We start from the raw sequence: 24,355 nt of genomic DNA on the forward strand, positions 1-24,355 counted from the left end.
TTGTTTTTCTAACGTTTTGGAGGGAAAGGGTTTGCGACATATACTTCGTAAGAAACACATTCACGATTTGTTAGAACAGAGCAGACAGCAAAAGGTAAAAAAAACACTGGGCGGGCTCGATCTCACGCTCCTTGGCATAGGGGCTGTGATTGGGACGGGGGTCATGGTGTTAACCGGAATTACAGCAGCTAAGGATGCAGGACCGGCTGTTATTTTCTCCTTTGCGATCGCAGCGATTGTGTGCAGTTTAGCAGCACTTTGTTATGCAGAAATGGCTTCCGCGCTGCCTGTGTTCGGCAGTGCGTACATTTATTCATATACCACAATGGGTGAGCTCGTAGGTCATCTCATGGGATGGACGTTATTATCTGTTTATATGCTGACTGCTTCAGCTGTAGCGAGTGGCTGGTCGAGTTATTTTAACAGCCTGCTGGAGGGGTTTGGAATCTCAATTCCACATCAATTTTTAGCTGGTCCAGAACAAGGCGGATATATGAATTTGCCAGCAATTATCATTGCTTTACTCATTGCGTGGATCCTATCTAGAGGAACGAAAGAAAGTAAAAAATTCAATAATATCATGGTGTTTGTGAAACTTGGCATTATTGTTCTTTTCATTGTAGTAGGTGGTTTTTATGTAGAGCCAGCCAATTGGCAGCCGTTCATGCCGTTTGGTACGGAAGGGATTATTGCTGGTGCCGCTGCTGTGTTTTTTGCCTTTTTAGGATTCGATGCCATTTCGGCTTCTGCAGAAGAGGTGAAAAATCCACAGCGGAACCTGCCAATTGGCATTATTGGTTCATTGCTCATTTGTACGATCATTTATATTGTCGTTTGTTTGGTCATGACAGGTATGGTGCACTATACGAAGTTGAATGTGACAGAGGCAATGTCTTATGTATTGCAAAGTGTCCATCAACATAGCGTGGCTGGTATTATTTCTGTCGGAGCTGTAATTGGATTGATGGCTGTGATTTTCGCCAATAATTATGCAGCAACTCGAATTGCTTTTGCGATGGGGCGGGACGGGCTCTTGCCTAAAGTGTTTTCAAAAACAAACAAAAGTGATACACCTGTTGCCAGTATATGGGTGATTGGCGGGATGACAGCTGTTATTTCAGGGTTTATTGATTTGAAGGATCTGTCCAACCTAGCCAATATCGGTGCATTATTAACGTTTGCGATGGTGAGCTTATCCGTACTCATTTTGAGAAAGACACATAAACAGCTGGAAAGGGGATTCCGGGTTCCGTTTGTACCGGTTTTGCCAATTATCTCGATGGGCTGTTGTGTGTTCCTGATGCTCAATTTACCAGGCCGGACATGGCTGTACTTCGGGGTTTGGCTGATGATCGGTGTCGTCATGTACGCAGCATATTCTAACAAACACAGTGAATTAGCGAAATCTGCTTGAGAAAAAGGTGCAAATCCGTTGACGATTTGTGCCTTTTTTCATACGATTTGGGATAAGCTATATAAGAGATAATGAACGGAACAAGAGGAGGATGAGGGAAATGATCAGCGTTAGTCCTTATATTGTCGTAGAAGACGTCAAAGAATCTCTTCAATATTATCAAGGAATTTTTGGCGGAGATATTCGTATCTTAAATGAACATCAAGACCGTGTATTGCATGCTGAGCTACACCTTGGAGAATCACTGCTCCACTTTTCAGATACATTTGGCCGCACACCAAAACCGGAGAATCTTCGATTGATCATGCAGTTTGACAATGAGGAAGAGTTAAAGGCTGTATACGAGGCGCTTGAAGCTGACGGAGATGTCCTTGTAGAATTACAGGATACGTTTTTTGGCGCACTTCATGGACAAGTACAAGATCGGAAGAATGGTCTGATATGGGTGCTGAATTATATGAAATAAATAAAGACGTTTCAGCGTGTAGAAAAACCCTCGCATTCGTTGTCAATAATCTGAGCCTTCACCCTTGTGAAGGTTTTTTTGTGAGTGTTTTTATTTTCTGAAAAATGGAAAATATGCTATGTTGGAAGAATGATAAGACATGGGGAAAGGGTGGAAAAGGAATGGATCAAGTTGAGTTTCAATATATTCAAACAAACGGCATAAAGCTCCATACAGCAATGGCTGGTCCTGAAGATGGCCCACTGCTGGTTCTGCTGCATGGATTTCCTGAGTTTTGGTATGGTTGGAAAAATCAAATCCGCCCCCTGGCTGAGGCAGGGTATCGTGTCGTTGTTCCTGATCAAAGGGGATACCATCTGAGTGACAAACCAGAAGGAGTCGAATCATACGTCTTAGACAAATTAAGAGATGATATCGTGGGATTAATTAAGGCACTGAGCCCAAATCAAAAGGCCATTGTCGGCGGACATGATTGGGGTGGAGCTGTTGCTTGGCATCTTGCTTCAACCCGTTCTCAATATGTAGAAAAATTAATCATCGTCAACATGCCGCATCCTCGTGTGATGATGAAGGTCCTTCCGTTTTATCCGCCGCAGTGGAAGAAGAGCTCTTATATCGCGTTCTTTCAGCTTCCAAATGTACCAGAGGCAGCCCTTCAAGAAAATCACTTTCAAAGACTGGATGAAGCCATTGGACTATCTGCTAGACCTCATTTGTTTACAAAAGAAGATGTCTCAAGCTATAAGTTGGCATGGACGCAGCCTGGAGCCATTACGTCCATGTTGAATTGGTATCGAGCGATTAAAAAAGGCGGCTTTGAAAAACCGATTTCCAAACGAATTCTCGTGCCTGTCCGAATGATTTGGGGAATGGAGGACAAGTTTCTAAGCAGAAAGCTCGCAAAAGAAACGATCAAAATTTGCCCAAATGGACAGCTGATTTTTGTCGATGATGCCACCCATTGGATCAATCATGAAAAGCCAGATGTCGTGAATAAGCTCATACTCGAATTTTTAACATAAAGAAATAAGCTCTGATCATATGACCAGAGCTTATTTGTTTTATCCGATTTGATTCTTTTTCAAGGAAACAGGTTCGTCGTCCCAGCATTCAATGCTTTCATTGTTTGGAACAGCATTTTTATAAAAGACAGGATCTTTTCCTTCTTTTTTCTGTCTCGTATAATCTTTCAATGCTGCAAAGGCGACCTTAGACAGCATGGTAATGGCAATGAGGTTGACGATGACCATGAGACCCATGAATAAGTCGGCGAGGTTCCAAACAAAAGGAACACTTGCCACAGCACCGAATAAGACCATTGCTATAACGGCAATACGGTATCCAATGAGCCACGCCTTGCTTGATTTAAGGAACTCAATGTTTGTTTCACCATAGTAATAATTTCCGATTAACGTACTAAACGCAAACAAGAAGACCATAATGGCAAGTACACCAGAAGCCCAAGGGCCAATGTGTTCACTTAAAGAAGCCTGAGTAAGTTCGATACCAGTTAATTTGGTTGTTTTATATGCATTAGAGAAAAGGACAATAAAAGCAGTACTTGTACAAATAATCAGGGTATCAGTTAAAACACCAAATGCCTGAATGAGCCCTTGCTTTACAGGGTGACTAGTCACGGCAGCCGCAGCTGCATTCGGCGCACTACCCATCCCCGCTTCGTTTGAAAAGAGACCCCGTTTGATCCCTTCCATGATGACAGCACCCATCGTACCTCCTGCAAATTGTTCAATGCCAAATGCATGGGTGATAATGGTATGAACAACACCAGGCAGTTCGGTAATGTTTGTGATCATGACAAACAGAGCAATACCAATATATGCAACAGCTAAGAAGACGACAATATATTCTGCCATCTTTGCGATCGTTTTGACACCGCCGAAAATGATCAAGCTAAATCCAACAGCCATAATGACTCCAACCATCAATCGGTTTGTACCAAATGAATTTTCAAAAGCGATGGTAATGGTATTCGACTGTACAGCGTTAAAGACAATACCGAAAGAAATAGTAATCAATACGGCAAATAAAATCCCCATCCAGCGTTTCTTTAAGCCTTTTTCAATGTAGTACGCTGGACCTCCGCGAAAGCCTGACCCATCCTTTGTTTTATAGACTTGGGCAAGTGTACTTTCAACAAAACTAGAGGCGGAACCAATAATTGCGAGAATCCACATCCAGAAAATAGCACCAGGACCACCCATGGCAATAGCGATCGCGATACCAGTAATATTTCCTGTTCCAACTCGAGCGGCCATACTAATAGCAAACGCTTGGAATGGTGACACACCAGATTTTTGTTTATTTGTTCCTTCTTTCAGAACGATGACCATTTCCTTGAGCATACGAATCTGAAGGAATCGAGTTCTAAATGTAAAATAAAGGCCGACAAGAATTAATAGTGCAACAATAATATATGACCATAGAAAACCATTTGTTGTTGTTAATAAACCATTCATAACATCACCTCTTCGAATTCATCACTGTTCTTTTTAAAAAATACTGAGATCCCACTCTTTGGCGAGTTTCTTCAGCATCATGACACCGGTAATACTATTTCCACAATCGTCAATGGCAGGACCATAAATGCCGATACCGCAGCCTGTCTGAAATGGGAATTCTCTTCTTGCGCTTGGCGGAACGCAAGCCATGATTCCTCCAGACACACCACTTTTGGCTGGAACGCCTACGAATGCCGCAAAATTACCAGACGCATTGTACATGCCGCATGTCAGCATCAATGCCTTTGTTAGTCTTGCGATATCTTTTGGGATGACTTGGACTTGTTTAAAGGGATGGAAGCCATCACTTGAAATAATCAGTCCAATCAAGGCGATGTCCTCTGTTGTGACCTCAATGGAACATTGCTTTAAATACACTTCTAACGTGTCCTCGACATCTGATTCTAAGTAATTGGTTTCTTTTAAATAATAAGCAAGTGCCCGGTTGCGGTGTGCAGTTGCCCATTCTGATTGATAAACCTCTTCATTAACAGAAGGACGCTTACCTATTAAGTTTTCGATTAAATCGAAAATATATGCTAGCTTTTCTGTAGAAGTCTTTCCAGGAAGGATGGAGGATACGGTAATAGCTCCAGCATTAATCATTGGATTAAAGGGCTTCCCTGGTTTATGCATCTCAAGGCGGTAGATGGAATTAAATGCATCACCAGTTGGCTCTACATCTACCCGATCCAAGACGTACGCAACGCCTCTTCCTAAACAGGCAGCTATAAAGCTGATGACTTTTGAGATACTTTGCAGGGTAAAGGGAACGTCCCAATCACCATAACGTACAGATGATCCATCTGGGCCTATCACGCTGATACCAAGTTGAGAGGAATTTACTTTTCCGAGTGCTGGAATGTAGCCAGCGTTCTGCCCGTTTTTGTAATACGGACGTATTTCTTCTGCCCATTGATCAACAGAAGACTGGCATGCGTGTTGTGTATTATTAGAAATTGCTGTTTTCATACGATTCCTCCAATCAAAAATCAAAAAGTACCCTATTGAATTGGCGGATGACAAAAAATGCGATCAAATAGGCACGAAAACATGTTACACATCTTCAAAGAACTTGTCATGCGCTGCTTGTACCACTCCTTTACACCTAAATATATGTTCAAATGAAGGCTTTGGCGGCGAAACAACAAAAAGGGTTTTTAGTGAAAAGTAAGAAAACGCTTACATATAGTTTCACTAAAATTATTTATTCAATTTATCTTGGAAACTACACAATCTGACGAAAATCTACAGAAAAACTTACAAATAAAAAATCAGTCTGCATACAATTGTCTAAACAATTCCCATTATTGTAGACAATCTCCAAATCGTAGGATAGCTGAAAGGTCACCATGCCTCCTCGGAGAATAGTCATAAAAAATGATTTTGAAGAGAGAAGTAGCCGTGAAAATAATTTTTTTGCTCATTGTGAAGCAAAGAGTCTCCTTGTATACTGTGGCTATGTAAACAGGGGAAGGGATGTCAGTCATTTGAGTTTAAACCAGCTTGTCAAAAAAGACGCATTTATTTTGATTTTTATGATCGTCATTGTGCCGCTTGCGGGAGAGCTGAAGTTTTATCCTGTGAATGAAACATTTCGTATTAGTTTTGGGGCACCTGCGTTTTTCTTTTGCTTATTACTTTTAAGAAAATCAAGACCATTGCTGCCAGGGTTTTTAACAGGTGCAGCCATTGTCCTATTTCGAGTAGGTTTAGATCTTATTCAGCAAAAAGCTGATTTGGCTCTGTCATTTTATCAGCAGTTTCCGAGCTTCTTTTTTTACTTTACTTATGCTTTTCTTTTCTTTGTTGTCCGTACAGGACGTTTCAAGCAGCGTTCCATTTTTATTGGGCTGATCGGACTGATGATTGAACTGCTTGCTGATTTTGTTGAGCTGTTTGTACAATTTTTAGTGTTTGATACAACCATGACTTTCTCAAAGCTGAGTGATATGATCCTCATTGCATTTGCTCACAGCTTCGTGGTCATCAGCTTTTTTAATATGATGAGGCTGTATGAGGCACAATCAAGAGAGAAACAAATCATGAAGCAAAATGAGCATATGATGATGGTCATTTCAAATCTATATGAGGAAACAGTTCATTTAAAGAAAACGTTAAATCATACAGAGCACATAACGCAAGAATCCTATCGGCTCTATCGTCTGCTGAATGAACATGAGGCAGGAAAGAAAGTGAGTCAGGAGCTGCTCAAGCTTGCAGGGGAAATACATGAAGTCAAAAAGGACAATCAGCGTATTTATGCTGGGCTTTCAAAGCTAATTTCCAAGGAGAATATGCAAGATTATATGAGGGCAGAGGATCTTGTTCAAATCGTGATTCGCATTCAAGAGAAATATGCGCTATCTCTCGGGAAGAACATTTCCTTTACATCTGATATAAAAGGCATTCACTTGCATGAGTATCATGTGTTCATTTTCTTATCGCTGATTAATAATTTAATGGCAAATGCAGTTGAAGCAATTAAGCATGATGGAGCCATCTCACTCGTATTAAAAGGCAGTCATGATAAAATAGAGGTTCGGGTCGAGGATGATGGACCGGGTATTCCTGAGAAATTGAGAGAGATTGTATTTGATCCTGGATATACTTCAAAATTTGATGCATATGGAACACCGTCAACTGGGATTGGCTTATCCTATGTGAGAGAGCTGGTTCAAGAGCTGGACGGTCAAATCCAGATTGAGCAGAAAGAAACGAAAGGAACAGCTTTTCAGCTTGCCCTTCCGATAAAAAATTTAATACAGAGAGGGTGAGTGTATGCGATTTTTCATTGCAGATGATGATCGTGCAATACGCTCGATTTTAGGTCAAATCATTGAGGATGGGGATCTAGGAGAGGTCGTGGATGAAGCTGATGACGGCATTGGATTAGAAGCGCATTCATTGAACCTGAAAAAAGTAGACATCCTTCTGATTGATCTTTTAATGCCAGCTAGAGACGGCATTCAAACCATACGCCATATTCACCCTGAATTCAAAGGCAAGGTCATCATGATATCTCAAGTAGAAGCAAAAGAGATGATGGCAGAAGCCTATGAACTTGGAATTGAATATTATATTCATAAACCCGTCAATCGAATTGAGATTGTCAGTGTCATTCGAAAGGTCATGGAGCGGATCAAGCTCGAAAAATCAATTTACGATATTCAAGCTTCTCTTCGGCATGTGCTGCCATTAGAGCCAGTGATTTCTCATGAGACAGGTACTGGATCAAAGCGAAGAACGATGAAAGAGGCAGGGGAATTCCTCCTATCTGAATTAGGAATTGTCGGAGAGAGTGGCTCTAAGGATTTACTAGAGATATTGATCTACTTACATGAAACGCAGACAGCCAATTCTCATGAGGTGAATTTTCCGCCATTAAAGCAGCTATTTATCAAAACGGCGGAACGAAAACTTGGTCGTGGTGCGGCGGATGTGGAAGTGATGCGGGAAGTGAAAGCAGCAGAGCAGCGAATTAGACGAGCCATCCATCATTCCTTAAATCATTTCGCATCACTTGGGCTCACAGATTTTTCAAATCCTAAATTTGAGCACTATGCGTCGAAGTTTTTTGATTTCACTGATGTCAGCCAAAGAATGAAAGAAATGCAGAAGACTTCTTCATCTGCAGGGTCAACAGGCAGAGTCAATACGAAAAAGTTCGTGCAAATCTTTTATTTTGAAGCAAAGCAGCTATTCGAAGGGATGAGCTGAGGGAAATCTATTGGAATGATTGGAGAAAATAAACAGAGACAGAGGGCTTTTGACTATGAGCCGCCTTGCTCTTTTAGACGTCTTTGTTATTTATCTGATCATTCTGATTTTTCTTTTTTCTTGAAAATAAAACTCTCCTGTGCAATCGTTTGTTAAAATAGTGAGGTTAGACTAGAATGTCGGAGGTTTTATTTTGGGAAAAATTAAACGAAATGCGCTCTGCCCATGCGGAAGCGGAAAAAAATATAAACATTGCTGTGGTCAAAAGTCAGGCGGAGAACAAACGTCTGAGCTTGTGTTTAAGGAAGCTGTACAAGTTCAAAAGGATTTAATGAATTATGCGTTCTCTAAGCATCAGAGAGCGATCAATCAATTCATTAATGAGTTTTCTTTCCTAGCAGATATGGATAAAGAAACGCAACAAATCTCAGTCTTTCATTTGAGTGTATGGGGCATTTTCTTCCGCCCATTAACAGATAAGAAAGAGACCATCTTCCAAGAATTCCTGACAAAAAAAGCAGAAGATATTACCCGTCCTAAAACAAGACAAGTGGTTGAATCTTGGACAGACATGGAGCCATCTTTGCTTTTATTAAATGAAAAAACGGACGAGTCTCTTTACTTTGAGAATATGGTGACAGCTGAGAAGGTTGAAGTTGATGTGAAGCCGGATCAAACCGTGCTGCCAGAGAAAGGTAGTCTTGTTCTAGGTTTCCCTGTTCAGTTTGAAGAAAAAGCAGAGTTTTTCATTCAATATACGATGTTCGCGAAAGAGTTTACTGATACGCTTCTTCTTCAGGTTCGCCAGCTCGTTGAAGCACATGAGGCAAACGGAGGAGCACGTAGTACATTTATGAGAGAAGCCTTCCCTGAAGTGCTGAAGTGTATGTTTGCGAAGCAAGAAGTTGAAGAAACAGAAGCGCCTGCTCAAACAGAAGGAAGTACAGTAGGACTATCAGCAGATCGGATGGACTGGGCTAGTGACGTTCAGCTGGAAACAGCCAAGCTGATTGAAGACGGGATGAAAGAGCACGGTGACCAAAGCCTGACAGATGGCGCTTTAACAGTTTGGAAAGCTTACTGTGATCAGAAAGCACCTGTGATCCGTAAAGCGGCGTCATTTGCTGCTGGAATCGAATATTATATTCATTCACTTGCAAGCGATGCCCCGCTTTCTCAAGCACAAATTGCTAAAAAGTATGGCATTAGTGCGTCTACTGTATCGAGCCGATTTAAAGATATTGAAAAAGCGGTCAAAGAAGAGCAAGAGACGACTGTATCATAGCATGAAAAAAGACGCGGTACCTTTCAAGGAGCCAGCGTCTTTTTTTCATCATCTTGTTTTAATAAAACCACTCATGTATTGCTCTGTATTATAATCATTGAGGTCAATTTTCCACTGACCATCTCCGTTACGTTTCATTTTCACTTCATACTCAGCAGGGCTTGAGACTGGAGGAAGCTTTTCAAACTCAGATGCGTACATATTCAAGCTTTTCTTATACAATTCTTCTTTCGAACGGATTTTGCCGTTGTAAAACTCATCTCTTTGTTTGTCTAGTTTGTCTTTTAAGTTAGAAGCATCAATACCGGTTACTTGAGCGACAACCTTCGCTTCGTCATCTGAGATGGTTTTCACACTTGTTTCCACTTTCGCTTTATCCTTCATTGTATTTTGCATGCGTTTGTACATGGATAAAATATCGCGGTCACTGACTTCGTTTCCATATATGCCTGCACTTCTTTTAAAGTCTTTCACAAACATTTCGTGATATTTATTAACGACATCTGATTGATTGTCACCTGTTAATTCTGAGAATTGATCATTCTTTTTGTCAAAAACAATGAGATCTGTATAAGCAGATAGTGCTTTTGCTGGGTTATCTAGCTTTTTCGCTGAATCCAGTATCTTTTCGCCATCTAGTTCAATTTCGATCGAATCGCTGTTTTTCTTGATGCTATCTTGGTACACGAACTGATATTTTTTGCCTTTATCTACTAGGAAATAAAGAGCTCCTGATAGTGATTTCCCTTTGTTCAATGACCCAAGATCAAGGCGGTCTTTACTGCCGTAGAATTTTAAATCAGAGACTTTGGCATCGTCCTGATAAAGGGTGAAATCAGAGTTATATAGTGAAAGGGCTTTGTCACCTTTGTTGGTGATCGTCAGGTTGACTTTTAACACCAATTCATTGTCTCGCAAGGTAGTTGTTGAGTCTTCTGGTAACGTATATTCGTAGCTATTCACTTTTACCTCTGCTGTTTTTGTTGATTTTTGGTCAGCCTTTGTTGATTTTGCTGAGCTCTGGCAGGCTGCAGAGATGATCATCACGAATGAAATCATGAGGAGTGCACTTATTTTTTTAAGATTCACAGTTGATGCTCCTTTGCTTTTCTTTCGTCATTTTCTTCCCGCTATCTGACTGAGAAAAAAGAAACAGATAGAATGGTATATTCGGGTGTTAAAGGGGAAAATCTCCTAATGACGATTTGCACTATTCATTCTATCGAATTTCATTCGTGATGAGGAATAGGTTTTAGTCCCTATCTTTTATAGATTTTTACACAAATACCTATAAAAAACGGAATTTAATAAGTGAAATATACTAGTTAATTAGAATTAATTTATCTATTTATCATGGGTTTTAAATGTTTTTTGTATAAAATTCTTGAAGTGGAGGTATTTTTCATTTCACAAGGCGATGACGAATAGCGAAGACGACAGCTTGTGTCCGATCTTGTGCATTTAATTTCTGCAAAATGCGATGGACATGCGTTTTTACCGTACTTACACTAATAAATAACTGATCAGCAATGTCTTCATTCTTTAAGCCGTAAGCCATTTGCTGCAGGACGTCACGTTCCCGTTCTGTAAAAGATTCTTGAAGAAAATGAGTGTGGTGCCGATCATTTGCCTGTTGAAGGGCCTGGGCCATCATATGCTCGGAGGCTGCCGTTTTAAACACAGATTCGCCAGCAAAAGCCGTTCGAATGGCCTCAATTAAGTCCTCCGGCGATGTGTCCTTTAGTAAATAACCGACTGCTCCTGCACGGATTCCGTCAAAGACATATTCTTCTGTATCAAAGGTCGTCAGAATGACAACTTTGATATCAGGCTGCTGACTTAAAATGTGCTCTGTTGCTGTGATACCATCCATTATAGGCATTTGAACATCCATCAGCAGGACATCCGGTTTGCGGCTAGCGCAAAGGTCCACTGCTTCCTGACCGTCTGCCGCTTCCCATATAACCTCAATATCCTCTTGAGCACTTGCAATATAACGAAATCCTTGGCGAATCAGCGGTTGATCATCAATTATGCCAATTGAAATAGGGTTTTTCATGATAGGGTATCCTCCTTGATTGGGATTTGAACAAGTATAGAGAAGCCATGTGGATCACGAATGGAGGTCTTGAGATTTCCCCCTGCTGCCTCACAGCGGGCTTTCATACCTGACAGGCCAAACCCGTATGATATGCTGCCGCCGTTTACATATCCATCATCTTCAATGTGCATGATGAGCTCTTTATCATCATTACATAATGTAATACTCATCGTGGTCGCTTGCGCATGCCGAATTGTATTGGTGATCGCTTCTTGCAAAACACGATAGAACAGTTCAGATATAGCGAGCGGCCATTTTTTATATGTGAGCTGATCTGTATAAAAGTGAAGCTCAAGCTCTCCAGTCATTTCTCCTTGTTTCACTAAGCTACGGAGTCCTGCAAGACCAAGTCCTGCATCATCTGCCGCCATATGATGAACAACGGAACGGACCTCGGTGAGACAGTTTTTAGAAATGGAGATCAGTTCATCAAATGTTTGAGCCATCTGTTCAGGTTTTTCTTGTTTTAAGCGGTAGGGCAGAGATTGAAGCTGCACAATCATAGACGTTAATTGGTGGCCGATGCTGTCATGCAAATCCCGTGCAATTCTGCTTCGCTCTTCCAGCACAGCAAATTGCAATGACTGAACCGTCGCTTCTTCCAGTTCGATATGAGCCTGTTTCAATTTCTCATGTGCGTCTGACAATTCACGGTGAACCAGCTGAAGTTCTCCGAAGTGTTCTTCCTTTAATTCTTGTTCCCGCCGCCGCATTCTAGAGATCAAGACAATGGTATACACAAGCAGCTGGAATAATGGAAGGGTGATGACCATGCTCCAAGAAAGCCCATTCACGTAGTAACTTACACCACTGGTGAGAAAGATCAGTCCGAATAAATAGGGATGATGTGCCTCTGAAAAACGAAAAGCAATAAAACCAATCATAAAAAAGGTGAGCCCGATACTGTCTTGCAGATGTCCTGTGACGATCCAAAGGAGATGTGTCAGTATCCACATCAAGAAGAGCATGGAAAATTGCTTTTTAGGTGCCAGCTTGTTTTTTGGAAAAAGACAAAGAAGAAACACCAAATAGGCGAAGGTGCGAAACACCAATTCGCCTATAGAAAGTGGCTCGTACATTTGAATATACATATACGTCAACACAAGACCTAACACTACTTTTCGTCTCATTTGACCTAAAAGCTCGAGTGGCTTCTGAAGATTCATGTGTAAAACTCCTGTCTGTCAGTTAAATGGCTGCAGATGCTTTGAGGGCCATATATTTTTTAAAAAGGATGAACCGCAATCCAATCATGCTTCCGACTGGCAGTAATGTCAGGCCATTTGCAAAGATCATCAGCGAATGACCGCCGTCTTGAACAAATGAGCCAACTGCCATACGTATCAGGATAACCCCAATGAAAAAAAGGGTTCCATAGAGAGAGCTTGCGGCAGTAATACGCCCTGACTGACGATCAAATGTTACTTTATATAGTGTACCTCTCCATAGCCCGATTGCAAAACCTACAAGTACAAAGACTGCCATTACGAGCAGGCCCTTAGCAGTGATTTGCACATGCTGCATGAATGAATAAGAAAGAACAGCTAATAAAATCATCGGACCTATCAGAAGTTTGATTGGACGAACTTCTTTTTCCTTGCCTGATCTTAAAAGTAGAATGACGATGATGATCACAATTTGAATGGTCATGTGATGAACCTCTTTTCGTTTAAGTATATCTTCATCATACGAATCTTTTTCTTTCAAAGCGTCCACCTCCAGATTGATTTTCAGAGAGCAGAATACTTGAATGTTGAAAATGATTCATGGGAAAATAAGGATGATTAAGCAGATAAGGGAGATGAGCTTTTGAAAAAAGTAACGCTTGGACGAACTGATTTACAGGTGAATCCGATAGGGCTTGGAACAAATGCAGTAGGTGGCCATAATTTATTCCCGAATCTGAGTGAAGATGCAGGGCGGGAGCTAGTAGAAACTGCTCTTGATCATGGTGTCAATTTCTTAGATTCTGCTTTTATTTATGGGCTGGGCCGTTCAGAAGAATTGATTGGTGAGATCATTGCCAAAAGAGGCGGCAGAGACGAACTGGTTCTTGCGACAAAAGGGGCTCATAAAGAAGTAAACGGACAAATCGAACTGGACAATAGCCGTGATTTCTTAAGACAGCAGGTCGAAGACAGCCTGAAGAGGCTCCAAACCGATTATATTGATTTGTACTATATGCATTTCCCAGACGGCCGCACGCCGCTGGATGAAGTGGCAGGTACTTTAAAGGAAATGAAGGATGAGGGGAAAATCCGGGCAATTGGGGCATCAAACCTTGATTTTGAACAGCTTCAAACCTTTAATCGAGATGGATACTTAGACGTGCTTCAATCAGAGTATTCTCTGCTGAAACGTCAGGCCGAGCAAGACCTTCTCCCATACTGCGTGGAGCATGGGATTTCCTTTATCCCTTATTTTCCATTGGCGTCAGGCCTGTTGACTGGGAAGTTTACAAAGGATGCGACATTTGATGATATTCGAGCAAAGGACCCGCTTTTCCAAGGCGATGCTTTCCTTCAAAACCTCGAAAAAGTAGACAAACTGAAGACCATTGCGCAATCAAAACATGCCGAAACAGCCCATGTAGCGCTGGCGTGGCTGTTGGCGCAGGATGGCATTGATGCCATTATTCCTGGTGCAAAACGAGCCGAGCAAGTCTTACAAAACTTGAAAACAAACGATGTTCAATTAACAAAAGAAGAAATCAACGAAATCGATCAGATCTTTTCATAATATAAAAAATAAGGTGCCAAGTAGCACCTTATTTTTTATGCCATTGTGAGAGGAATCTTGATCACGAGCCTCAGGTTTGGAGTACGATACGTAAAATCAAGCGTGCCGTCTGCCTTTTCAACAAGCTGATGAATGATATAAGTACCCATACCTTGATGATCACCGCCTTTTGTCGAGCGGCCAAACGTCTTGAACAGATGATCTAATATGTGTTTTTCCATGCCCTTAGTACTGTTTTCACAATGAATCAAAAAGAGCCCGCTCCGGATGGAAGTCGTGATCGAGATGCTTCCCTCGTTCCCAGCTTGCTTCGCTTCAATGGCGGCATCTAATGCGTTATCAAGCAGGTTGCCAGTAAAACTCACCTGATCCGCCTTAGAAAAAGGAAGAGAAGAAAAGGGTGCTTGAAGATCTAGTGAAAGGGCAATGTCCTCTTTTTCAGCCCGCTGGAAAAAGGAATGAAGGGTGGAGGCCAAATAAGCATTTTCCCCTTTGATCCAAGGAAAATGTTTCACGTATTGCTGAATCAAATCTTTGATCTCATGCTCGTCATTCGATGCGGAAAAGGCATTTAAATGTCTAGCTGTTTCATGGTGTTTACTTCGCAGCTCAAGCAGCAAGTCATTGGTCCTCGACTCAGCATGGATCAGCTCTTGAAGCCGTCCATTTAATCGTTGCTCCGTTTGCATCATCTTGAAGGAAAGGAGATCGGCTGTCAAAATGATGATGACAGTTAAAAGATGGCTTAGTCCATTTCCGTGCGTGAGAAAAAGTGAAATGCCTGAACAGGTGATGAGCACAAAAGCGCCTAATATCATGTAACCATTCATACCTAGCCAAAACCTTTTGTAAATGAAAAAGGTGTAAAGGCACAAGATGCAAAAGGTCAGAAGCCACACCATGCTTGATGACAAAGGCAGAACAGCTTTAGCAGCAGCTTGAACTGCAAGACCGAGCCAGATGAGCGTATATATGCGAAATCCAAGATAGAAAGCGTTCACGTTCGTTCTCCTTAAAAGTAGTATTTCTTAAAATATTCTAATTGCTGCTTCGTCATCATGGCTTTTTTATCAGTCCCTTCAAAAGACACGATAAATGAATTTTTGGCATACGCCGAAAAGTTCTTAATGTAATGAATATTGATGATAAACGAGCGGTGGGAGCGGATAAAGTCTTTCTCAGCTAAATCACCTTTTAACTCGTTGAGAGTTTGGTATGTTTGAATATCTCCTGTTGTTGTGACAATGGTCGTCGACCTGCCAGTACGTTCAACAAAGATGACATCCTTTTTTTGCAGTACATGGATATCTGATTGCTGCTTGATGAGAAGCCGTCCGTGAATGCTTTTCTCCTGCTTGGTGGACATGTAGCGCTCTAAGGATTTGGCGATTCGATCAGCTTGATAAGGCTTCATAATATAATCATGGACATTCAAATCAAAGGCATGGACAGCATACCCACTGTTTCCCGTCACAAATACAACATCCACATTCAGTGCATGAGAGTGAATAAGGTCTGCTAATTCATAGCCTGACATGCCAGGCATCTCAATGTCTGCAAACAATAGATCAATGTCGCCCTGTTTGACCTTCTCATATGCATCCTCCGCTGACTGCGTCACAAAAACGATGTCAACGGCATCCATTCTGCCGACAATGGCATGCAGCTTTTCTAAATCCACTCGGTAATCATCGACAAGACCTACTTTTATCATAAAAATCACCTATGACTCTTCTTATTATTTGTCTATTTTACCATTTGTTTTTTAAAATGGATCATTTCAAGACAGAAAAAGGACGTTTCGCGACATTTTTATGTCAGACAGGCGGTATTTTTTCTATCATAGACGTAGATAGTCGAAAGGGGCGAACCAAATGATTACTCTCAGCGATTGTAGTTGCTGGTTTACAGATAAGAAAAAAGTCGTAAAGGCGATGAAACATATGACATTCTCCGTGAAGGAAGGAGAAGTCGTCGGCATCTTAGGAGAAAATGGAGCGGGGAAAACCACATTATTACGCGCCGTTGCCACATTATTAGAACCTACGCACGGATCAGTCACTGTCGCAGGCTTTGATACAGTCAAAGAAGCAACTGAAGTGAAGAAGCGAATTGGGGTCTTGTTTGGCGGTGAGACGGGACTTTATGACCGTTTGACGGCTCGTGAAAACCTTGAATACTTTGGGAAATTATATGGCTTGGATCAGCATGAGATCAAAGCAAGAATTGAGGATTTAGCAAAGCGATTCGGGATGAGGCAGTACATGGATCGCAAGGTAAAAGGATTTTCAAGAGGGATGAAGCAAAAGGTGGCGATTGCCAGAACATTGATTCATGACCCTGACATTATTTTGTTTGACGAACCGACAACAGGTTTAGATATCACATCGAGTAATATTTTCAGAGAGTTTATTCATCAGTTGAAACAGCAAAATAAAACGATTCTATTTTCAAGCCACATCATGGAAGAAGTCAGCCTGCTTTGTGACAGTGTCATGATGATTCATCAAGGGGAGCTCGTGTACAAAGGAACGCTTCCAGAATTATATGTACAGGAACAAAGTGAAGACTTGAATTACATCTTTATGTCGAAGCTCGCAAGGGGGAATGCATAATGTGGAAAACCGTCTTTTTAAAAGAAATGACAGATTCGCTCAGAGATAGGAAAACGTTGCTCTTAACAGTGTTGATCCCTCTTTTGACGATGCTCGGACTCGTGTTTTTCTACGAAAGCATGATCGCTGATCCAGGCGATAAAACGTACACAGTCGCAATCAATGAAAAGCTTCCGTCCGATATGAATGACATGATCAAAGAAGTGAAAAACCTGAAACTTGAAACATTTGATGACCCGCAGCAAGCCGTTAAAGACGGTGAGGCAAATGCTTATCTAGAAATGCCAAAAGATGCAGGCGATATGCTTCAGCATCAAACATCGTTTGCCATTAAAGTCCATGGGTATCCAACAGATGATGATTCAGTGATTGCGGTTCAAATGCTGCAATCATTGCTGGAACAATATCAAAATCAAGTCGTAGAAAAGCGTTTGGCACAGGATCAGATCAAATCGTCAGTGATTCATCCGTTTGAGGTGCAATCGGTTGATGTGCAAGAAGGAGAGGACGGGGATGGAGAAAACGGGGTGACCACCATGCTGCTGTCGATTCTCCTTCCAATGATTTTAGTGACGTCTGTGATCTCAGGTGCTTTGCCAGCTGCGCTTGATATCGTAGCAGGTGAAAAGGATAGAAAGTCAATTGAAGCTTTATTCCTGACACCGGCCAGCAGACTTCAGCTTTTAATTGGAAAATGGCTAGCTGTTTCTATGTTTGGTATATTAAGTGGCATTGTGGCGATTGGCATGCTGCTGCTCTCTACATTGCTCTTTACAGAAAAACTGAAACAAGCGCTGAACTTCGGGGATCAAGTGTGGAGCATCATCGGCGTTATGTTTGCGGCATTAATTATTTTCTCATTCATGGTATCCATGATTGAACTGCTGCTCAGTGTCGTTTCAAGCTCAGTGAAAGAAGCACAATCGTACATGTCCATGATCATTACACTAGGTGTGATTCCGATGTTTTTAACCATGAGAGCAGGCGCTACGCAGCTAGATACGTATTACTTTGCGATCCCATTCCTTAATATTCACGCACTATGCAAGCAATTGATGTTTGGCATCGTTGACCCGATGTCGATTGCCCTGACGCTCGGCTCCTCGGCGCTGACAGTGATGATTTTGTTTGTCATCGTGAGAAGGTTGTTTATGAAAGAGAAATGGATGCTTGCGAAATAGAAAGAACATTTCATTGATAGAAATGAAGAACTTGTAGATTTTTTCTACAAGTTTTTTGTTTTGTATGTTTAAGTGAGTGATAAAAAAGGGATCACAATGTGAATGAGGTGATAGAATAAAAATGCTCAGTCGTGTAAAATTTTACTTAATTTTACTTAAAAGGGGTTTTGTATATGAGTGATCAAGTAGAAGACAATGATGTTTTGGGATTATGTAATATATATGCTCAGCAAACACATCATTTTGAAGCTTTCATTTTAGGGAATAAAAAAGGACTGATAGAATTGAGAAATGCAATTGATAGAGCTTTAGAAACAGGTAGTTCTGTTGCACATTTATTCCCATCTGATTATGAAGGCTATGAAACTTATATTGCTTTAGTAAACGATGAGCAAAGGTTCGAGAAATTAAACACTCCTTATGTAGAGGAATACATGCAAGAAGACGATGCCATTGATCCAATTGACATCATAAAAGAATATGATGCTGAAAAAGGGAATTCCTCTTCATAATATGCTTCTTTTTGTCAGTATAAGCCTTCCCGATAAGGAGATGCGAGAATTGCCAACCGTCTTCAGTTATGGAATCACCTGCTTCATCGCTTTTCTATTAATCACTTTCGTTCTTACCCATAAAAAACTAGAAAAGAAACTTGATCTGACGATTTTGATCATAGTAGCCATCATATTATTGATGGTGAATGTCTTGTGGATATGGGTCACGCTTTTCTTCTTTACTTGTATATATGTTGGAACCAAATATAGACATCAATCGAAAAAAGACTAAAAAAACCCCCGGGAAACGGGGGTTTTTCTTTAGTTCTTGATGAACTTTTCAACCAATGAGCTTGTTTTGTAGTCGTTCAAATCAAGTTTCCATTGGTCGATATCGTTTTTCTTCATGTTCACTTCTACTGTTTCTTCAGAAGATGATGGTCCTAATTTTTTAAATTCATCTGGATAGATAGAAAGTAGATATTTCTGTGCATCATCATAAGATGCTGTACGGTTTTTGCTGTAGAATTCAGTTGCTTTTTCTTTTAAACGATCGACAAGCGGGCTTGCATCAATTGGTGTAAGTGTCACAGTCACGACAGCTTTATCACCGCTGATTGATTTTGTTTTCGTTGATACTTTTGATTTTTCAGCTAATGTTTCTTTCACAGCTTTTAGAAGCTTATCAAGGTTTTCGTCTTTTGCTGAGCTAGATGAAATACCAGAAGAAGAAATATAGCCTTGTTTGAATGATTTATCAAATTCGTTGACGACAGTTGATTTGTTATCACCTGTTAGTTTTTCGAAATCGTCATTTTTCTTACCAAAAATCATGACATCAATATAAGAAGAAAGGGCTTTTGCAGACGCTTGAAGTGTATCTGCCTTTTTCATCAAGTCTTTTCCTTTAATATCGAATTCTAGTGTTTTGTCATCTTTTTTCGATCCAGAACCAGGCTCTGTGTAGACAAGTTGATAGTCTTTTTCTTTATCAACTACATAGAAAAGACCACCTTTTGATACTTTACCTGCATTTAGAGAGCTTGAAGATAATACTTCGTTGTAGTCATCAGGAGAGATGGTAGACACCTGAGCGTCATCTTGGTAAAGCGTAAAGTTGCTTTTATCCACATTCAATGGTTCTTTGCTGATGTTTTTTACTGATACATTCACTTTTAGGACATATTGATCATCCTGAACAGATGTATCGTATTGAGGTGGTAAAGTGTACTCAGCACTTTCTACTTTTACTTCAGCTGCATCAAGGGATTTTTTTGTATCGCTTTCTTTCGCAGCAGTTTTGTCTTTTCCACCACTACAAGCAGCAGCGACAACAGTTACACACAAAATCAGAAGAAACAGGGATAATTTCTTTTTAAACATGAGATGTTTTCCTCCTCGGGTTTTATGGTGAATTTCATTGGAAAGCTTTAGTTCATATCGTTCTTTTTGCACAAAAAGAAAAATACTGTATGTTTTTTACTGTAGAATGAAGCGAAAGTACTGTCAATACCTCAGTGCGTTCGAAAGGTTCATCCACTTCAAGTAGTAAAAATGACACTATGTTGAGAGGAGAAATGTGTATTTTATTGTTTGAAATCTCCTGTAAAAACTCAACATTTTATATTTTAAGGTTTTGAGTCGGATTATTGAATAGGTTCAAATGACTGTTTTTGAAGAAGATGTAGCAAATAGAAGGATTTTTATGACTTGTAAATGAGTCGTTAGTAATGAATATTTTTTCCTGTGATGTGTATGATCACTAGGTTTGTGTGTTGTTGACATAGAGACACTTGTCCAGCGAAATGTTGAGGTATTTAGACAGGCTCTCGACACGGAATGTGTCTTTTCCCTTCAAAATGGCAGTCATCTACACAGAAACCCTACATAAAATAAAAGAGAAATGAATGGGAGGTGGATGTATGGCAGTGGTAAGAGCGACAAGCTCTGATATTGATTTAATGGCCAGACTGCTGAGAGCCGAAGCGGAAGGTGAAGGGAAACAAGGGATGCTGCTTGTAGGAAATGTAGGCATCAATCGTTTGCGTGCCAACTGTTCTGACTTTAAAGGGCTGCGTACGATTCCACAAATGATTTATCAGGAGCATGCGTTTGAGGCGGTCACGCATGGCTATTTTTATCAGCGAGCACGAGAAAGTGAAAAGACACTTGCACGGAGGAACATTAATGGTGAACGATTTTGGCCTGCGAAATTCAGCCTTTGGTATTTCAAACCGCCTGGAAATTGTCCATCCACTTGGTACAATCAGCCGTTTGTGGCAAGGTATAAGTCACATTGCTTTTACCAGCCCACAGCTGAAACTTGCGAGAATGTTTATAACACCTTTTAGCTTGATGAACAGCACAATCCTTTGTATTCAAGAGGATTGTGTTTTTCTTTTTTTCAAAATGGGTAACCATTGTGTATCAACAAGATGAAGCACGTGATTGGAGGAAATGAAGATGTATCAAGATTTAAAAGGGAAAACAGCCATTGTGACAGGTTCTTCTAAAGGCATAGGACAAGCCATTGCCTTGAGATTTGGACAAGAACAAATGAACGTGGTTGTGAATTATAAAGGCGATGAAGAGGGGGCTGAAGAAACAGTACAAGCCATTCAACAGCATGGAGGTAGGGCGGTGAAAGTACACGCAGATGTCTCCAAAGAGGAAGGAATTCAGGCGTTAATGGATGCCGCGCTGGAGAATTTTAACGCACTAGACGTGTTCGTCAATAATTCAGGCTTTAACGGTGAAGAAGCAATGCCGCATGAAATGACGTTGGAACAATGGCAAAAGGTCATTGATGTGAATATCACAGGCTCATTTTTAGGAGCAAAGGCAGCGATTGCCTATATGATGGAGCATGATGTGAAAGGGTCAATCTTGAATATATCCAGTGTCCATCAAGAGATCCCGCGGCCGTTCAATGTTCATTACTCTACTTCTAAAGGAGGAATGAATATGATGACGAAGACGCTGGCTCTTGATTATGCCGAAGCGGGTATTCGGGTTAATGCGATTGCACCAGGTACGATGGCAACGGAATCAAATGACGACCTTCAAGATGAACAAAAAAAACAAAAGCAGCTTGAGAAAATTCCAATGAGAACGTTTGGCGAGCCAAAGGAGATTGGGTCCGCCGCTGCATTTCTCGTATCAAAAGAAGCGGCCTATATTACAGGTGCTACATTATTTGTTGATGGAGGAATGACACTTTATCCTTCTCAATTAAATGATGAATAATAGAAAAACATCCGCCCCATTAGCCGGTGGATGTTTTTTCTTTGTAGCGGTGTGCTGACTTTGCTGGTTTGCCGAGCAGCATAGGATACTTGCTCAAGAAAGAGATACATGGCACCATGAGCAGCAATGTACCGATCGTATAAAAGAGTGTCCAAGAAAGCTGCGTTGTATCAGAGATATTGATGCCTAGTCCGTAATAAACAAATGCCTTCATGATATCGATACCGGCAAATTGCAGGACGAGAATCACAATGGAATGACGTCCGAGATACGTCAATATCGTGGACGTTTTCAATTTGAAGCTTAAATAAATAACAGCAGCTGAACCGAGCAGTGCACAAGCATAAAAAATGAATAGGTCCCCATAGTCATTGACCCGCATATCAATTCGTGAATTAAAGCTTTGCATATATGCAGTCAGTACAAGCAGACCTGTACATAACAGAAGGGTAGGATCTGTTTTTAATTCCACAAACCATTGTTTTGCTAAAAATCCGATTGAATAAAACACAACAGCCGTTAATGCAACGTTGGCATTCCAAGGGAGACTCTGGTTTAACAATAGCGTGGAAGCATATCCGGCTCCGCCGCAAAGGACGGTCAGTAAAATCAATACAGCTGGTTTTCCTTTTGTCAGACGATGCATTAAGAAAAACAACATTTCCACTAAAAAGAGCGTCGTTAAAAACCAGATGGCTGGGTTATGCGTCAGTCTTGCTTCATCGGCATTTGAAATGAAAATCCCTGTAAAAGGAACGAAGGGATCAATATCTGTTTGCCCCTTAAAGGCGAAAAATCGGGTCACCGTGAACCAGAAAACGTACGTAATAATGGAGAAATAGAGATAAGGTAAGAGCAAGCTTTTCGCTTTTTTCTGTATAAATGACATAGCAGGTTGTGAGGATGATCGAAACATCATACCTGATAGTAAAAAGAAGAGTGGCATATGAAAAGAATATATAAATTGCTTGAATGAATCAGGAATGGGTACATGTGCCATAACGACGAGCAGAATGCCGATTCCTTTAGCCGCATCCACCCAGTCAAGTCGCTTATTCAAGGCCAGTCATCTCCTTCCTTCTCAGCATTGTAAACCGTTACTTCATATGTACCTCTACTATATAAAAGGTACACCTACCATGCGTTTACAGTTCGCTAACGATTAGAAGACACATTTGCGATCAGATGACAGAAGGAAGCTTTTTGACATCTCGATGTTACATTTCCCATTTTTTATGACAATGTAAAAAAGAAGCCAATGAAAGATTGGCTTCAAAATAGTTCTGCGATTCGTTCAAAGGAACGCTGTTTTTCCATTGGATCAAATGAATTGTTTAATATCATGATCTCGTCCGTTTGATAGCGGTCCATTAAGATTTGTAGCTGTTCTTTCACTGTTTGCTTTGAGCCAACAATCATTCGCTGGCGGTTTTGTAACACTTTTTTCTTTTCTTGCTCAGTGTAATGATAGTTCTCTGCTTCTTCTATAGAAGGAACGCGACTGTCCAGCCCTTTTTCAACCCGAAGTAGCCATAAGTCTGTACTGGTGGCAATGCGGCTTGCTTCCTCGTCTGTGTCTGCACAGATCACAAAGACAGCAAACATAGACTGAGGCTGACGTGAGAAAACGGATGGAGAAAAGTGTGACCGATACGCTTCAAAAGCTTGCCGGCCTCGTGCAGGATGAATAAAATGTCCGAAAATATAGTTGATTCCAAGTGATGCCGCCTGGATGGCACTGTTTTCCCCGAGTCCAAGCAGCCAGACTGGCGGATAAGAATCAATGAGCGGAGCCGCTTTCACTCCTGCATGCCGATGACCAGAAGGCAGGCTGTCAGATAAGTAAAAAAGAAGGTCCTCCAGCTGGCGGTCAAATTGAGACAGTTCTTTCTTCACGCCGTCTGTCAAAGCGAGTCTCGTCCGTTCAATTCCGCCTGGGGATTTACCAACCCCGATCTCAATCCGCCCAGGGTAAAGGGCTTCAAGCTGGCGGGTGACTTCTGCTACTTTAAAAGGGCTGTACTGCGGGAGTAAAATCCCCCCAGAGCCTGTGCGCAATGTCGATGTATGTGAAGCAATATGTGCCATTAATATTTCAGGCGCTGTACTCGCGAGTCCTCTCGTGCTGTGGTGTTCAGCAAACCAATACCGCTCATACCCCAGTGTTTCCGCAAGCTTGGCCAGCTCTGTCGTATGAACCAATGTTTCTTGTGCGGATTGGCCTTTAGGGATGGCGACTTGATCTAATATATGAAGTGATGGCATCATCAACACCCTTTCATCAATACGTTGAATTCTATCCATAAGTATAAAGAAAGTCATGAACGGAAGGAAATGAAAGGGTTTATCACAGCTATTTACATGAATTTTCTATATCAACATATGAAGTGGTTGCGCTCCCTGTTTTTAAGCGAGAGGCTGTGTAACGGGGATATTCGACAATGTTTCACATGAAACACTTCTTTTACGACATGAATCATTTTTGTCATGGATCTTTCTTTAAAAAAATATCATCATATTGAAACCTCTTTTATACATAGATCGTATATACTAGTAAATAGAAAAAAGAGTAAGA

At 41.0% G+C, this 24,355-nt stretch carries 23 protein-coding genes; 12 read left to right on the top strand and 11 right to left on the bottom strand.

Annotated elements, in window-relative coordinates; all coding sequences use genetic code 11:
* Positions 1 to 31 precede the first annotated feature (31 nt).
* From EBQ12_RS11315 to EBQ12_RS11325, 3 genes are all read left to right on the top strand, one after another.
* Positions 32 to 1,414 carry an amino acid permease gene (locus EBQ12_RS11315; protein WP_017358611.1) on the top strand — a complete coding sequence of 461 codons (1,383 nt, stop codon included), beginning with the start codon at positions 32 to 34 and terminating at the stop codon, positions 1,412 to 1,414.
* Between the two features lie 100 nt (positions 1,415 to 1,514).
* On the top strand, positions 1,515 to 1,880 hold the full coding sequence (locus EBQ12_RS11320) for a VOC family protein (protein ID WP_008342155.1): 366 nt from the start codon (positions 1,515 to 1,517) through the stop codon (positions 1,878 to 1,880).
* 161 nt (positions 1,881 to 2,041) lie between these two features.
* Positions 2,042 to 2,902, top strand: a complete 861-nt coding sequence (locus EBQ12_RS11325; protein WP_035390563.1) for an alpha/beta fold hydrolase — start codon at positions 2,042 to 2,044, stop codon at positions 2,900 to 2,902.
* A 39-nt stretch (positions 2,903 to 2,941) separates the two neighbouring features.
* On the opposite strand, the gene EBQ12_RS11330 is transcribed toward EBQ12_RS11325, so the two are convergent.
* The gene (locus EBQ12_RS11330) at positions 2,942 to 4,357 is read right to left on the bottom strand and encodes an alanine/glycine:cation symporter family protein (protein WP_113747528.1); all 1,416 of its coding nucleotides are present in this window, start codon (positions 4,355 to 4,357) and stop codon (positions 2,942 to 2,944) included.
* 33 nt (positions 4,358 to 4,390) lie between these two features.
* Positions 4,391 to 5,371 (bottom strand): glutaminase, encoded by a 981-nt coding sequence (locus tag EBQ12_RS11335; protein ID WP_048001334.1) that lies wholly within the window; start codon positions 5,369 to 5,371, stop codon positions 4,391 to 4,393.
* Between the two features lie 518 nt (positions 5,372 to 5,889).
* Between EBQ12_RS11335 and EBQ12_RS11340 the strand changes: the two genes are divergently transcribed.
* The 3 genes from EBQ12_RS11340 (at position 5,890) to EBQ12_RS11350 (ending at position 9,404) form a co-directional block, all read left to right on the top strand.
* The gene (locus EBQ12_RS11340; RefSeq protein WP_125590019.1) at positions 5,890 to 7,176 is read left to right on the top strand and encodes an ATP-binding protein; all 1,287 of its coding nucleotides are present in this window, start codon (positions 5,890 to 5,892) and stop codon (positions 7,174 to 7,176) included.
* Positions 7,177 to 7,180: 4 nt separating this feature from the next.
* Positions 7,181 to 8,119: a response regulator gene (locus tag EBQ12_RS11345; RefSeq protein ID WP_125590021.1), complete on the top strand. Its 939-nt coding sequence runs from the start codon at positions 7,181 to 7,183 to the stop codon at positions 8,117 to 8,119.
* Positions 8,120 to 8,312: 193 nt separating this feature from the next.
* Positions 8,313 to 9,404 carry an SEC-C metal-binding domain-containing protein gene (locus EBQ12_RS11350; protein ID WP_125590023.1) on the top strand — a complete coding sequence of 364 codons (1,092 nt, stop codon included), beginning with the start codon at positions 8,313 to 8,315 and terminating at the stop codon, positions 9,402 to 9,404.
* A gap of 48 nt (positions 9,405 to 9,452) precedes the next feature.
* On the opposite strand, the gene EBQ12_RS11355 is transcribed toward EBQ12_RS11350, so the two are convergent.
* The 4 genes from EBQ12_RS11355 to EBQ12_RS11370 all read right to left on the bottom strand — a co-directional run bounded on the left by EBQ12_RS11355 (position 9,453) and on the right by EBQ12_RS11370 (position 13,221).
* The gene (locus tag EBQ12_RS11355) at positions 9,453 to 10,493 is read right to left on the bottom strand and encodes a DUF4352 domain-containing protein (protein ID WP_125590025.1); all 1,041 of its coding nucleotides are present in this window, start codon (positions 10,491 to 10,493) and stop codon (positions 9,453 to 9,455) included.
* A gap of 313 nt (positions 10,494 to 10,806) precedes the next feature.
* Positions 10,807 to 11,463 carry a response regulator gene (locus EBQ12_RS11360; RefSeq protein WP_125590027.1) on the bottom strand — a complete coding sequence of 219 codons (657 nt, stop codon included), beginning with the start codon at positions 11,461 to 11,463 and terminating at the stop codon, positions 10,807 to 10,809.
* Positions 11,460 to 12,671, bottom strand: a complete 1,212-nt coding sequence (locus EBQ12_RS11365; RefSeq protein ID WP_125590029.1) for a sensor histidine kinase — start codon at positions 12,669 to 12,671, stop codon at positions 11,460 to 11,462. Before EBQ12_RS11365 ends, EBQ12_RS11360 begins: the two co-directional genes overlap by 4 nt.
* A 22-nt stretch (positions 12,672 to 12,693) precedes the next feature.
* Entirely contained in the window at positions 12,694 to 13,221 is a 528-nt protein-coding gene (locus EBQ12_RS11370; RefSeq protein ID WP_241215639.1) for a DUF1453 domain-containing protein, read from the bottom strand.
* A 93-nt stretch (positions 13,222 to 13,314) separates the two neighbouring features.
* On the opposite strand from EBQ12_RS11370, the gene EBQ12_RS11375 reads away from it, so the two are divergent.
* Positions 13,315 to 14,244 (top strand): aldo/keto reductase, encoded by a 930-nt coding sequence (locus tag EBQ12_RS11375; protein WP_125590033.1) that lies wholly within the window; start codon positions 13,315 to 13,317, stop codon positions 14,242 to 14,244.
* A 35-nt stretch (positions 14,245 to 14,279) separates the two neighbouring features.
* On the opposite strand, the gene EBQ12_RS11380 is transcribed toward EBQ12_RS11375, so the two are convergent.
* Both EBQ12_RS11380 and EBQ12_RS11385 read right to left on the bottom strand, forming a co-directional pair.
* Positions 14,280 to 15,245 carry a sensor histidine kinase gene (locus EBQ12_RS11380; protein WP_125590035.1) on the bottom strand — a complete coding sequence of 322 codons (966 nt, stop codon included), beginning with the start codon at positions 15,243 to 15,245 and terminating at the stop codon, positions 14,280 to 14,282.
* 11 nt (positions 15,246 to 15,256) lie between these two features.
* The gene (locus tag EBQ12_RS11385; RefSeq protein ID WP_007498366.1) at positions 15,257 to 15,958 is read right to left on the bottom strand and encodes a LytR/AlgR family response regulator transcription factor; all 702 of its coding nucleotides are present in this window, start codon (positions 15,956 to 15,958) and stop codon (positions 15,257 to 15,259) included.
* 160 nt (positions 15,959 to 16,118) lie between these two features.
* Here EBQ12_RS11385 and EBQ12_RS11390 point away from each other — a divergent pair, with 160 nt between their 5' ends.
* The 3 genes from EBQ12_RS11390 to EBQ12_RS11400 all read left to right on the top strand — a co-directional run bounded on the left by EBQ12_RS11390 (position 16,119) and on the right by EBQ12_RS11400 (position 18,552).
* The gene (locus EBQ12_RS11390; RefSeq protein WP_125590037.1) at positions 16,119 to 16,859 is read left to right on the top strand and encodes an ATP-binding cassette domain-containing protein; all 741 of its coding nucleotides are present in this window, start codon (positions 16,119 to 16,121) and stop codon (positions 16,857 to 16,859) included.
* Positions 16,859 to 18,040, top strand: a complete 1,182-nt coding sequence (locus EBQ12_RS11395; protein WP_125590039.1) for an ABC transporter permease — start codon at positions 16,859 to 16,861, stop codon at positions 18,038 to 18,040. The genes EBQ12_RS11390 and EBQ12_RS11395 overlap by 1 nt, the downstream gene beginning before the upstream one ends.
* A gap of 173 nt (positions 18,041 to 18,213) precedes the next feature.
* Positions 18,214 to 18,552: a hypothetical protein gene (locus EBQ12_RS11400; protein WP_125590041.1), complete on the top strand. Its 339-nt coding sequence runs from the start codon at positions 18,214 to 18,216 to the stop codon at positions 18,550 to 18,552.
* Between the two features lie 303 nt (positions 18,553 to 18,855).
* Here EBQ12_RS11400 and EBQ12_RS11410 read toward each other — a convergent pair whose 3' ends face one another.
* Complete coding sequence (locus tag EBQ12_RS11410; RefSeq protein WP_035390550.1) at positions 18,856 to 19,917, bottom strand: DUF4352 domain-containing protein; 1,062 nt, start codon at positions 19,915 to 19,917, stop codon at positions 18,856 to 18,858.
* Between the two features lie 539 nt (positions 19,918 to 20,456).
* Between EBQ12_RS11410 and EBQ12_RS11415 the strand changes: the two genes are divergently transcribed.
* A complete protein-coding gene (locus EBQ12_RS11415; RefSeq protein ID WP_008342138.1) occupies positions 20,457 to 20,885 on the top strand; it encodes a cell wall hydrolase in 429 nt (142 codons plus the stop codon).
* 112 nt (positions 20,886 to 20,997) lie between these two features.
* On the top strand, positions 20,998 to 21,780 hold the full coding sequence (locus EBQ12_RS11420) for a glucose 1-dehydrogenase (RefSeq protein ID WP_048001328.1): 783 nt from the start codon (positions 20,998 to 21,000) through the stop codon (positions 21,778 to 21,780).
* Between the two features lie 19 nt (positions 21,781 to 21,799).
* On the opposite strand, the gene EBQ12_RS11425 is transcribed toward EBQ12_RS11420, so the two are convergent.
* Together EBQ12_RS11425 and EBQ12_RS11430 are read right to left on the bottom strand one after the other, a co-directional pair.
* A complete protein-coding gene (locus EBQ12_RS11425; protein ID WP_125590045.1) occupies positions 21,800 to 22,840 on the bottom strand; it encodes an acyltransferase family protein in 1,041 nt (346 codons plus the stop codon).
* Positions 22,841 to 23,052: 212 nt separating this feature from the next.
* Positions 23,053 to 24,045 carry an LLM class flavin-dependent oxidoreductase gene (locus EBQ12_RS11430; RefSeq protein ID WP_125590046.1) on the bottom strand — a complete coding sequence of 331 codons (993 nt, stop codon included), beginning with the start codon at positions 24,043 to 24,045 and terminating at the stop codon, positions 23,053 to 23,055.
* Between the last annotated feature and the right edge of the window lie 310 nt (positions 24,046 to 24,355).

The organism is Bacillus sp. 2B09 (genome assembly GCF_003946835.1).
Lineage (GTDB): Bacteria > Bacillota > Bacilli > Bacillales > Bacillaceae > Bacillus > Bacillus altitudinis.

Bases quoted from the DNA above. Each gene is read 5' to 3' on its own strand.
- EBQ12_RS11415 (WP_008342138.1), top strand. From the start codon at position 20,457: ATGGCAGTGGTAAGAGCGACAAGCTCTGATATTGATTTAATGGCCAGA.
- EBQ12_RS11345 (WP_125590021.1), top strand. From the start codon at position 7,181: ATGCGATTTTTCATTGCAGATGATGATCGTGCAATACGCTCGATTTTA.
- EBQ12_RS11365 (WP_125590029.1), bottom strand. From the start codon at position 12,671: ATGAATCTTCAGAAGCCACTCGAGCTTTTAGGTCAAATGAGACGAAAA.
- EBQ12_RS11400 (WP_125590041.1), top strand. From the start codon at position 18,214: ATGAGTGATCAAGTAGAAGACAATGATGTTTTGGGATTATGTAATATA.
- EBQ12_RS11320 (WP_008342155.1), top strand. From the start codon at position 1,515: ATGATCAGCGTTAGTCCTTATATTGTCGTAGAAGACGTCAAAGAATCT.
- EBQ12_RS11410 (WP_035390550.1), bottom strand. From the start codon at position 19,917: ATGTTTAAAAAGAAATTATCCCTGTTTCTTCTGATTTTGTGTGTAACT.
- EBQ12_RS11390 (WP_125590037.1), top strand. From the start codon at position 16,119: ATGATTACTCTCAGCGATTGTAGTTGCTGGTTTACAGATAAGAAAAAA.
- EBQ12_RS11430 (WP_125590046.1), bottom strand. From the start codon at position 24,045: ATGCCATCACTTCATATATTAGATCAAGTCGCCATCCCTAAAGGCCAA.
- EBQ12_RS11385 (WP_007498366.1), bottom strand. From the start codon at position 15,958: ATGATAAAAGTAGGTCTTGTCGATGATTACCGAGTGGATTTAGAAAAG.
- EBQ12_RS11335 (WP_048001334.1), bottom strand. From the start codon at position 5,371: ATGAAAACAGCAATTTCTAATAATACACAACACGCATGCCAGTCTTCT.
- EBQ12_RS11325 (WP_035390563.1), top strand. From the start codon at position 2,042: ATGGATCAAGTTGAGTTTCAATATATTCAAACAAACGGCATAAAGCTC.
- EBQ12_RS11330 (WP_113747528.1), bottom strand. From the start codon at position 4,357: ATGAATGGTTTATTAACAACAACAAATGGTTTTCTATGGTCATATATT.
- EBQ12_RS11395 (WP_125590039.1), top strand. From the start codon at position 16,859: ATGTGGAAAACCGTCTTTTTAAAAGAAATGACAGATTCGCTCAGAGAT.
- EBQ12_RS11360 (WP_125590027.1), bottom strand. From the start codon at position 11,463: ATGAAAAACCCTATTTCAATTGGCATAATTGATGATCAACCGCTGATT.
- EBQ12_RS11420 (WP_048001328.1), top strand. From the start codon at position 20,998: ATGTATCAAGATTTAAAAGGGAAAACAGCCATTGTGACAGGTTCTTCT.